Origin of the sequence: Kitasatospora sp. NPDC047058, from assembly GCF_040643935.1 — a bacterium.
In the GTDB taxonomy this organism is placed as follows: domain Bacteria; phylum Actinomycetota; class Actinomycetes; order Streptomycetales; family Streptomycetaceae; genus Kitasatospora.
In genome coordinates this window covers 46,224-56,780 of record NZ_JBEYVJ010000011.1, presented here as the reverse complement: position 1 = coordinate 56,780, position 10,557 = coordinate 46,224, and the positions used below count along the sequence as shown (strand labels likewise).

Sequence of the window (10,557 nt, the reverse complement as noted above, 5' to 3'; positions counted from 1 at the left end):
GCCCGGAGCGAGATCGCTCCGGGCCCTTCGCGGTGGTGGGCCTAACAGGACTTGAACCTGTGGCCTCTTCCTTATCAGGGAAGCGCTCTAACCGTCTGAGCTATAGGCCCTTGCCGCACTGAAAGATTAGCGGACCGACGGCCGATCTCCAAAATCCGGACCGGCCGGGGCTGCGGCGGGGCTCTGCTGGTGGGAGGCGGTGACGGGACGGAGCAGCCACTCCTCGCGGCTGGCGGGAAGCCCGGCGGCGCCCTCGGGCCCGGTGCGGACGGCGAGGATCTGGTTCACCCCGAGCCGGTTCTCCTCGAAGCCGAGCGCGGAGGCCGCCATGTAGAGCCGCCAGACCCGGGCCCGGCCGCGGCCGACCAACCCGACCGCCTCCGTCCATCCCGCCTCCAGGTTGGCCACCCACTCGCGCAGGGTGAGCGCGTAGTGCTCGCGCAGCGCCTCGACGTCACGGACCTCGAAGCCGGCCTCCTCCAGCCGGGCCACCGTGGAACCGACCGGGGAGAGCTCGCCGTCCGGGAAGACGTAGCGGTCGATGAAGGGGCTGGGGCGGTACCGCTCACCGGGGTGGTTCGGGCGCCGGGCGATCTGGTGGTTGAGCAGCCGGCCGCCGGGCACCAGCAGCCGGTACAGGCCCTCGGCGTAGACCCGGTACTGCGCGGAGCCGACGTGTTCGGCCATGCCCACGCTGGAGATCGCGTCGAAGGGGTCGTCCGCGACCTCCCGGTAGTCCTGCAGGCGGATCCCCACCCGGCCGGCCAGGCCCGCCTCCCCGATCCGCCGCCGGGCCAGCGCCACCTGCTCCCCGGAGATGGAGACGCCGACCGCCGTGACCCCGTAGTGCTTCGCCGCGTGCAGCACCAGCGAGCCCCAGCCGCAGCCGACGTCCAGCAGGCGCATCCCGGGCCGCAGGGCGAGCTTGCGGCAGATGAGGTCGAGCTTGGCCTCCTGGGCGGCCTCCAGGCTCTTCGCGGCGGGCTCCCAGTACGCGCAGGAGTACACCATCGACGGGCCCAGCACGAGGCCGTAGAAGTCGTTCCCGACGTCGTAGTGGTGGCTGATCGCCGCGCGGTCCCGGCTGCGGCTGTGCAGCCGCCCCCGGGCCGCCCCGGCCTCCTCCGGCGGCGGGACGGGCTGCGGGCCCAGCGCGCCGGCCCGCAGGAGGGCCCCGAGCACCCGGCGGCCCTTCGGGCCGAGCACGTCGGCCGGGCCCAGCTCCAGCCGGCGGATGTCCGGGTGCTCGGCGAAGTGCGCGACGGCCTTCAGCACCTCGTAGAGGTCGGTGCCGGGGGCCAGTTCGAGGTCGCCGGAGACGTAGGCGCGGGCCAGGCCGAGCTCGCCCGGCTGCCAGAGCAGGCGCCGCAGCGCGCGGCGGTTGCGCAGCACCAGGGTGGGCGCACCCGGCGGCCCCGCCGCACTGCCGTCCCAGGCCTGGATCCGCAGTGGCACCGGGACTCCCAGGAGCCCGTCCAGGGCCTCGACCAGTCGCCTTGCCAGCTGAGCCATCGCGCGCCTCCGTCCAGCCGTACCTGCACAGCCGTACCAGCCCCGGTCCGTCGGACCGGGGGGCGGCCTGCGGCAGTCGGAAACTCGGAACGAGCGCACCCAGCTAAGCCCACCGCGGCGCACGCCGATCCGGGCGGCACGCCGCGGGGACCGCCTGTCACCCGAATGCCGACGGGCCCCGGAGGCTGGAACAGCCTGCGGGGCCCGCCCATTCCGTTCGCGGACGACGATCTGACCGGACGTCAGCCTCCGGCCGCGGTGGCCGGAATCAGTCCTCCTCGGCCAGGGTCAGCTCGATGCCGCCGGTGAAGCCGGCCGCGGCGTTGTAGATGAACGCCGACAGGGTGGAGAGCGCGGTCAGCAGGACCACGTCGACCACCGCGATCAGCGAGGTGAAGGTCATCACCTTGCCGAACCCGACGTAGTCCATCAGGTTGATGCCGCTGTTGGGCGCCTCGCCGGCGGTGACCTCCTTGAGGGTCTTGCCCAGCGAGTCGAAGACGCCGAGCGAGTCCAGCGTCATCCACAGCACGGCGGCCGCCACGATGATGATGATCCCGACCGCCACCGACAGCAGGAAGCTGACCTTCATCACCGACCACGGGTCGGCCTTGGTGATCCGCAGCCGGGCCTTGCGCGTGCGGCCCAGGCCGGGACCGGCGGCGGCCGGGGCGGCCGCCGGACGGCGGGCGGTGCCGCCCGCGACGGGCGTCCCGCCGGGCGGCGTGTTGCCGCTCACCCGGGTGCCCCGGGCCGGCGTCGGCTGGCCCTTGGCGTACGTGGTGGGCTGGGAGAACCCGCCGGCGCCCGGCGCCGGCGCGCTCGGCGGCGGGGGCGTGCCCGGCTGGCCCCCGTAGGTCGCCCCGCCGCCCTGGCCCGCCGCGCCGACCGGGGGCATCAGCGAGGTGGACGCGGAGGGATGCTCGGCCGGCGGCTGCGGCACCCCGTAGCCCCCGCCCTGTGCTGCGCCCGGACGGCCGCCGGTGGCTCCTCCCGCAGCACCCGTGGCTCCACTCACTGGTCCTCCCGCACTTCCCACCAGGGCGGCGGCACCGCCCTGCGTCGTCTTTCGTCATCCAGCGCCCGGCGGGATTGCCCGGAACTGGTCGGCGGCCGGTACCGCTGCGCCGTGGTCACGGACGCGACGGTACCGGCCGGCGCGGTGGCGGTCAGGCCTGGGCTTCCTCGCCGCCCGCCGCCGTCTCCGTACCCTCGGCCGCCTCGGCGGACTCGGCGCCTGCCGCCTCGTCCTCCACCGACTCCTCGTCCTCGGCCTCCGCGTTGCGGGCCATGCCCACGACCGCATCGCGCTTTCCGAGGTTGATCAGTTGGACGCCCATGGTGTCACGTCCGGTTTCACGAACCTCGGAAACCCTCGTGCGGATCACCCCACCCGAGAGGGTGATCGCCATGATCTCGTCGCTGTCGTCGACCACCAGGGCGCCGACCAGCGAGCCCCGGCCCTCGACGATCTTCGCCGCCTTGGTGCCGTAGCCGCCGCGTCCCTGGACACGGTACTCGTCCACCGCGGTGCGCTTGGCGTAGCCGCCGTCGGTGGCGGTGAACACGAACGTGCCCGGACGGACCACGTTCATCGAGAGCAGCTCGTCGTCCTCGCGGAAGGCCATGCCCTTGACGCCGGAGGTGGCGCGGCCGGTGGGCCGCAGCGCGTCGTCGGTCGCGGTGAACCGGATCGACTGGGCCTTCTTCGAGACCAGCAGCAGGTCGTCCTCGGCGGAGACCAGCTCGGCGCCGATCAGCTCGTCGTCCCGGCCCTCCTCGTCCTGCCGCAGGTTGATCGCGATCAGGCCGCCGGAGCGCGGCGAGTCGTAGTCCTTGAGCGCGGACTTCTTCACCAGGCCGGCCCGGGTGGCGAGGACCAGGTACGGCTTGTCCTCGTAGGTGCGGATCGCCATCACCTGGGTGATGTGCTCCTCCGGCTGGAAGGCCAGCAGGTTGGCCACGTGCTGGCCGCGGGCGTCGCGCCCGGCGTCCGGCAGCTCGTAGCCCTTGGCGCGGTAGACCCGGCCCTTGTTGGTGAAGAACAGGATCCAGTTGTGGGTCGTCGTCACGAAGAAGTGGTCGACGATGTCGTCCTGCTTCAGCTGGGCACCGCGGACGCCCTTGCCGCCGCGCTTCTGCGAGCGGTAGAGGTCGGAGCGGGTCCGCTTGACGTAGCCGCCGCGGGTGATGGTGACGACGATGTCCTCCTCGGCGATGAGGTCCTCGATGGAGAGGTCGCCGTCGGAGGGGATGAGGGTGGAACGCCGCTCGTCGCCGTACTTCTCGACGATCGCGGTGAGCTCCTCGGAGATGATCCCGCGCTGGCGGGCCGGCGAGGCCAGGATCGCGTTGTACTCGTCGATCTTGCGCTGCAGCTCGTCGTGCTCGTCGGTGATCCGCTGGCGCTCCAGGGCGGCCAGGCGGCGCAGCTGCATCTCGAGGATCGCGTTGGCCTGGAGCTCGTCGATGGAGAGCAGGCCCATCAGGCCGGTGCGGGCGGCGTCGGCGCTCTCCGAGGCCCGGATCAGCGCGATGACCTCGTCGATCACGTCCAGCGCGCGGAGCAGGGCGCGCAGGATGTGCGCGCGCTCCTCGGCCTTGCGCAGCCGGAACGTGGTCCGGCGGACGATGACCTCGACCTGGTGGTTGACCCAGTGCCGGATGAAGGCGTCCAGCGAGAGCGTGCGCGGCACGCCGTCGACCAGGGCCAGCATGTTGGCGCCGAAGTTGGTCTGCAGGTCGGTGTGCTTGTAGAGGTTGTTCAGCACGACCTTGGCCACGGCGTCGCGCTTGAGCACGATGACCAGGCGCTGGCCGGTGCGCGAGGAGGACTCGTCGCGGACGTCGGCGATGCCGGCGACCCTGCCGTCCTTGACCAGGTCGGCGATCTTCAGCGCGAGGTTGTCCGGGTTGACCTGATACGGCAGCTCGGTGATCACCAGGCACTGGCGGCCCTGGATCTCCTCGACCTCGACCACCGCACGCATGGTGATCGAGCCGCGCCCGGTGCGGTACGCCTCCTCGATCCCGCGGCGGCCGACGATCAGGGCGCCGGTCGGGAAGTCCGGGCCCTTGATCCGCTCGACCAGGGCCTCCAGCAGCTCCTCGTTGGAGGCGTCCGGGTGCTCCAGCGCCCAGAGCGCGCCGGAGGCGACCTCGCGGAGGTTGTGCGGCGGGATGTTGGTGGCCATGCCGACCGCGATGCCGGTGGCACCGTTGATCAGCAGGTTGGGGATGCGCGCGGGCAGGACGGTCGGCTCCTGCGAGCGGCCGTCGTAGTTGGGCGCGAAGTCGACGGTCTCCTCGTCGATGTCGCGCATCATCTCCATGGCCAGCGGCATCATCTTGCACTCGGTGTAGCGCATGGCCGCGGCCGGGTCGTTGCCCGGGGAGCCGAAGTTGCCGTTGCCGTCCACCAGCGGCATCCGCAGCGACCACGGCTGGGCCAGGCGGACCACGGTGTCGTAGATCGAGGTGTCACCGTGCGGGTGGTAGTTGCCCATGACGTCGCCGACGACGCGGGCGCACTTGTAGTAGCCCTTCTCGGGGCGGTACCCGCCGTCGTACATCGCGTAGAGCACGCGGCGGTGCACCGGCTTGAGGCCGTCGCGGACCTCGGGCAGCGCGCGGCTCACGATCACGCTCATCGCGTAGTCGAGGTACGAGCGCTGCATCTCGGTCTCGAGCTCGATCGGCTCGACCCGCATGGTGACCGCGGCGGCCTCGGGGGTCTCGGGCTGCTCGCCGTCGGGACGGTTGTCGTCGACCACTGGTGGTCAGTTTCCTTTCACGCGGACTGGTACGTGCGGGGCCTTGCGGGCGGCGCGGGGCCGGCCCGCCGGCGTCACACGTCCAGGAAGCGGACGTCCTTGGCGTTGCGCTGGATGAAGGAGCGGCGGGCCTCGACGTCCTCGCCCATCAGGACGGAGAAGAGGTCGTCGGCGCGGGCGGCGTCCTCCAGGGTGACCTGGAGCAGCAGGCGGTGGGCCTGGTCCATGGTGGTGACCCGGAGCTCCTCGGCGTTCATCTCGCCGAGGCCCTTGAACCGCTGGATCGCGTCGTCCTTCGGCAGCCGGCGCCCGGCGGCCACGCCCGCCGCGATCACGGCGTCGCGCTCGCGGTCGGAGTAGACGTACTCGAAGTCGTCCTTGCCCCACTTGATCTTGTACAGCGGCGGCATCGCCAGATACACGTACCCGGCCTCGACCAGCGGCCGCATGAAGCGGAACAGCAGGGTGAGCAGCAGGGTGCGGATGTGCTGACCGTCGACGTCGGCGTCCGCCATCAGGACGATCTTGTGATAGCGGAGCTTGGACTCGTCGTAGTCCTCCTGGATGCCGCAGCCGAAGGCCGAGATCAGCGCCTGGACCTCGGCGTTCTGCAGGACCTTGTCGATCCGGGCCTTCTCGACGTTCAGGATCTTGCCGCGGATCGGCAGGATGGCCTGGATGCGCGGGTCGCGGCCCTGCTTGGCGGAGCCGCCGGCGGAGTCACCCTCGACGATGAAGATCTCGCACTCGGCCGGGTCCTTGGACTGGCAGTCGCTCAGCTTGCCCGGCAGCGAGGCGGACTCCAGCAGGCCCTTGCGGCGGGTCAGGTCGCGCGCCTTGCGGGCGGCGACGCGCGCGGTGGCGGCCTGGATGGACTTGCGGATGATGTCCGCGGCCTCGTTCGGGTTGCGGTCCAGCCAGTCGTTCAGGTGCTCGTGGACCACCTTCTGGACGAAGGTCTTCGCCTCGGTGTTGCCCAGCTTGTCCTTGGTCTGGCCCTCGAACTGCGGCTCGCCGAGCTTGACCGAGATGATCGCGGTCAGGCCCTCGCGGATGTCCTCGCCGGAGAGGTTGTCGTCCTTCTCGCGGAGCAGCTTCTTGTCCCGCGCGTAGCGGTTGACCAGGCCGGTCAGCGCGGCGCGGAAGCCCTCCTCGTGGGTACCGCCGCCGTGCGTGTGGATGGTGTTCGCGAAGCTGTAGACCCCCTCGGTGTAGGAGGAGTTCCACTGCATCGCGATCTCCACCGAGATCGCCTTGTCCTTGTCCTCGGCCTCGAAGTCGATCACCGAGGGGTGGATCACCTCGCCCTTGCGGGAGTTGAGGTGGGCGACGAAGTCGGCGATGCCGCCGTCGTACTTGTACGTGACGCTGAGCGGCTTGCCCTCCTCGTCCAGGTGCTCCAGGCGCTCGTCGGTCAGCGAGATCGACAGGCCCTTGTTGAGGAAGGCCATCTCCTGGAAGCGCCGGGAGAGCGTCTCGAAGGAGTAGACGGTGGTCTCGAAGATGTCGCCGTCGGCCCAGAAGGTCACCGTGGTGCCGGTCCGGTCGGTCGGCTCGCCCTTGAACAGGGGGGCGGCCGGGGCGCCCATCTTGTAGTCCTGGGTCCAGATGTGGCCGTCCTTGTGGATCTCCACGGAGAGCCGCGTGGACAGCGCGTTCACCACGGAGACGCCGACGCCGTGCAGACCACCGGAGACCGCGTAGCCGCCGCCGCCGAACTTGCCGCCGGCGTGCAGGACCGTGAGCACCACCTCGACGGCGGGCTTGTCCTGGCCGGGGACGATGTCCACCGGGATGCCGCGGCCGTTGTCGACCACGCGGATCGCGCCGTCGGGCATGATCGTGACGTCGATGGTGTCGGCGTACCCGGCCATCGCCTCGTCGACGGAGTTGTCCACGACCTCCTGCACCAGGTGGTGCAGGCCGCGCTCACCGGTCGAACCGATGTACATGCCGGGACGCTTGCGGACGGCGTCGAGGCCTTCCAGCACCTGGATGTTGCTACCGGTGTAGGAGGCCTGGTCGGTCTGGTCTTGGGTCTGGCTGGGGTTGCCGGAATCGGCCACGAAGCGCCCTCTCTGGCACAGCACGGGCCGCATCCCCGCCCCGTGTGGGCGGGCGTGCGACCACGGCGTTTCGACTCGGTTGCCACTAGCAACAGTGTTTGGCTCTCAGTCTACCGGTACGACTGACAGAGATGGGCGTTTGGCAGCCTCTGAGGGCAGATATGCCGCCCTGAATCCCCTCTGCACATGTCCCGATACTCGACCCGGGGGCTCAGAGCGCCTGGAAGGGCCGTCAGGGGTTCCGGAAGGTCCCGGTCCGCTCGCCGCCCGGCCGGCCCCCGTCAGCCCCAGGTGTCGCCCGGCCCCTTGCTCCCCGGCGCGCGCAGCCGGCCGTAACCGCGGGCCGGCGCGGCCGGGCCCAGCACCTTGATCGTCTTCACCGTGCCGTGGCCCAGCTCGTGGTTCAGACGGGCCACCAACTGGCGTGCCAGCCAGCGCAGTTGGGTCGCCCATGCGGTGGAGTCGCACTGCACGGTGAGCACCGCGGCCGCGTCGTCGTAGGAGGTGGGCGAGCAGTGCGCGGCGATGTCCGGGCCGACGATCTGCGGCCAGCGGCCCATCACCCCGCCGACCGCCGCCGAGGACTCCCAGCCCCGTTCGGTCAGCAGCCGGTTCAGCGCCGCCCCCAGCGGCACCGGGTCGCGGCCGTCCGAGCGGGCGCCGCTGCGCAGCCCGTGCCGCTTCGCCTCGCGCTTCTCCCGGACCTGCTCGCCGCGCTGGCGGGCCTGCGCCCGGGCCGCCCGCAGCGCCGAGCGGGCCAGGTCGGCACCGGTCGGCCCGGCGTCCCCCGGCTGCGCGGGGTCCTCGGCCGGCTCGCTCACGGCGGTCTCCTATCCCCAGGCTGTGGACAACGGTGAGCCGTCCAGCGTACGGGAGCCGGCGGGCGACGGCCGCCCCGTGCACAGCCTGTGCACGGACGGGAAGTGTGTGGAAGTGGAGGGGGGACGCGGCCGGGCGTCAACCGGCGGCCGGGCGCCGGTCAGGCGCGGGTCGGGCAGGGATCAGGCGTCGACCCGGCGCACCGCGCCGTCGGCCACCGCGTAGCGGGCCCCGGCCAGCGCCTTCGGCACGTCCTCGGCGACCGCCGCGGTGACCAGCACCTGCTCGCCGCCGGCGACCAGCTCGGCCAGCCGGTCCCGGCGGGTGGCGTCCAGCTCGGCGAAGACGTCGTCCAGGATCAGCACCGGCTCGCCGCCGTCGGCGCGCAGCAGCTCGTACGAGGCCAGCCGCAGCGCCAGCGCGAACGACCAGGACTCGCCGTGGCTGGCGTAGCCCTTGGCGGGCAGCGGACCGAGCCTGAGCGCCAGCTCGTCGCGGTGCGGGCCGACCAGGGTGACCCCGCGCTCGATCTCCTGCTTGCGCACCGCCTGCAGCGCCTGGAGCAGCTGCTCCTCGGCCTGCTCGCGGCTGGCCGGCAGCTCGCCCTCGAAGGAGCTGCGGTACTCCAGCACGGTCTCGCCGCCACCGGGCGCGAGCTGCCCGTACGCGGCCGTCACCAGCGGCTGCAGGGCGGCCGCCAGCTGGATCCGGAAGGCGGTCAACTCGGCTCCGGCGCGGGCCAGATGGCCGTCCCAGACCTCCAGGGTGGAGAGGTCGGCGCCCTTGCCGCCGCCGGCCCGGCGGGCCATCGCGGCGGTCTTGAGCAGGGCGTTGCGCTGCTTGAGCACCCGCTCGTAGTCCTGCCGGACCCCGGCCAGCCGGGGGGCCCGGGCGGTCAGCAACTCGTCCAGGAAGCGCCGCCGCTCGCCGGGGTCGCCCTTGACCAGGGCGAGGTCTTCGGGGGCGAACAGCACGGTGCGCAGCAGCCCGAGCACGTCGCGCGGGCGGACGTTGTCGGAGCGGTTGATCCGGGCGCGGTTGGCCTTGCCCGGGGTGATCTCCAGCTCGACCAGGGTGGAGCGGGTACCGGAGACCACGGAGGCGCGGACCACCGCCCGCTCGGCGCCCAGCCGGATCAGCGGCGCATCGGTGGCCACCCGGTGGCTGCCCAGGGTGGCCACGTACCCGATCGCCTCGACCAGGTTGGTCTTGCCCTGGCCGTTCGGTCCGACGAAGGCGGTCACGCCGGGGTCGAGGGGCACCTCGACCCCGGCGTAGGACCGGAAGTCGGCGAGCGACAGATGCGCGACGTGCATGGCTGTGGACTGCGCTCGCCTTCTATGACCTTCCGGCCGGGATCGGACCCCGGCCGGTGACTGACTTACTTCGACTCGACCGCGTGGCCGCCGAACTGGTTGCGCAGCGCGGCGATCATCTTCATCTGCGGCGAGTCCTCCTGGCGGGAGGCGAAGCGGGCGAACAGTGAGGCGGTGATCGCCGGCAGCGGCACGGCGTGGTCGATCGCGGCCTCGACGGTCCACCGGCCCTCGCCGGAGTCGGCGGCCCAGCCCTTGAGCTGGGCCAGGTGCTCGTCGTCGTCCAGGGCGCGGACGGCCAGGTCGAGCAGCCAGGAGCGGATCACGGTGCCCTCCTGCCAGCTGCGGAAGACCTCGCGGACGTCGGTGACCTCGGGGGCGGCCTCCAGCAGCTCCCAGCCCTCGGCGAAGGCCTGCATCATCGCGTACTCGATGCCGTTGTGGACCATCTTGGCGAAGTGCCCGGCGCCGACCGCGCCCGCGTGCACCGAGCCGAAGTCGCCCTCGGGCTTGAGCGCGTCGAAGACCGGCTGCACCTTGGCGACGTGCTCGGCGTCGCCGCCGTACATCAGCGCGTAGCCGTTCTCCAGACCCCAGACGCCGCCGGAGACGCCGCAGTCCACGAAGCCGATGCCCTTGGCGGCCAGCGCCTCGGCGTGCTTGACGTCGTCGGTCCAGCGGGAGTTGCCGCCGTCGACCACCACGTCGCCGGGGGAGAGCAGCTCGGCGAGCTCGTCCACGGTCGCCTGGGTGGCGGCGCCGGCCGGGACCATGACCCAGACCACGCGCGGGCCCTGGAGCTTGGTGACGAGCTCCTGGAGGCTCGCGACGTCGGAGATGTCCGGGTTGCGGTCGTAGCCGATGACGGTGTGGCCGGCGCGGCGGATCCGCTCGCGCATGTTGCCGCCCATCTTGCCGAGACCGATGAGGCCGAGCTCCATGACCAAAGTCCTTACCTGTGGTGACGTGCCTGCCGGCGGCGCCGTTGCCGCGTTCGTCCTGAGCCTACGCCGTACAGCACGACGGCCTCCCCGTGGCCGGGCCGACCGGGGGAGGCCGTCCACAGGCCGT

General features: G+C 71.9%; 7 protein-coding genes and 1 tRNA gene. All 8 read right to left on the bottom strand.

The window, feature by feature from the left end; all coding sequences use genetic code 11:
* Positions 1 to 33: 33 nt before the first annotated feature.
* The 8 genes from ABZ885_RS03055 to gnd all read right to left on the bottom strand — a co-directional run bounded on the left by ABZ885_RS03055 (position 34) and on the right by gnd (position 10,427).
* Positions 34 to 110 (bottom strand) — tRNA-Ile (locus tag ABZ885_RS03055).
* A gap of 16 nt (positions 111 to 126) precedes the next feature.
* Positions 127 to 1,512, bottom strand: a complete 1,386-nt coding sequence (locus ABZ885_RS03050) for a cyclopropane-fatty-acyl-phospholipid synthase family protein (protein WP_360182743.1) — start codon at positions 1,510 to 1,512, stop codon at positions 127 to 129.
* A 268-nt stretch (positions 1,513 to 1,780) separates the two neighbouring features.
* On the bottom strand, positions 1,781 to 2,530 hold the full coding sequence (locus ABZ885_RS03045; protein ID WP_360182741.1) for a DUF3566 domain-containing protein: 750 nt from the start codon (positions 2,528 to 2,530) through the stop codon (positions 1,781 to 1,783).
* Positions 2,531 to 2,681: 151 nt separating this feature from the next.
* Positions 2,682 to 5,285 (bottom strand): DNA gyrase subunit A, encoded by a 2,604-nt coding sequence (gyrA, locus tag ABZ885_RS03040; RefSeq protein WP_360182739.1) that lies wholly within the window; start codon positions 5,283 to 5,285, stop codon positions 2,682 to 2,684.
* Positions 5,286 to 5,359: 74 nt separating this feature from the next.
* Positions 5,360 to 7,375, bottom strand: coding sequence for a DNA topoisomerase (ATP-hydrolyzing) subunit B (gyrB, locus tag ABZ885_RS03035; RefSeq protein ID WP_360182737.1), 2,016 nt, complete (start codon positions 7,373 to 7,375; stop codon positions 5,360 to 5,362).
* A gap of 257 nt (positions 7,376 to 7,632) precedes the next feature.
* The gene (locus ABZ885_RS03030) at positions 7,633 to 8,172 is read right to left on the bottom strand and encodes a DciA family protein (RefSeq protein WP_360182735.1); all 540 of its coding nucleotides are present in this window, start codon (positions 8,170 to 8,172) and stop codon (positions 7,633 to 7,635) included.
* Between the two features lie 180 nt (positions 8,173 to 8,352).
* Positions 8,353 to 9,486 carry a DNA replication/repair protein RecF gene (gene recF / locus ABZ885_RS03025; RefSeq protein ID WP_360182733.1) on the bottom strand — a complete coding sequence of 378 codons (1,134 nt, stop codon included), beginning with the start codon at positions 9,484 to 9,486 and terminating at the stop codon, positions 8,353 to 8,355.
* Positions 9,487 to 9,551: 65 nt separating this feature from the next.
* On the bottom strand, positions 9,552 to 10,427 hold the full coding sequence (gnd, locus tag ABZ885_RS03020; protein ID WP_360182731.1) for a phosphogluconate dehydrogenase (NAD(+)-dependent, decarboxylating): 876 nt from the start codon (positions 10,425 to 10,427) through the stop codon (positions 9,552 to 9,554).
* Positions 10,428 to 10,557: the final 130 nt, after the last annotated feature.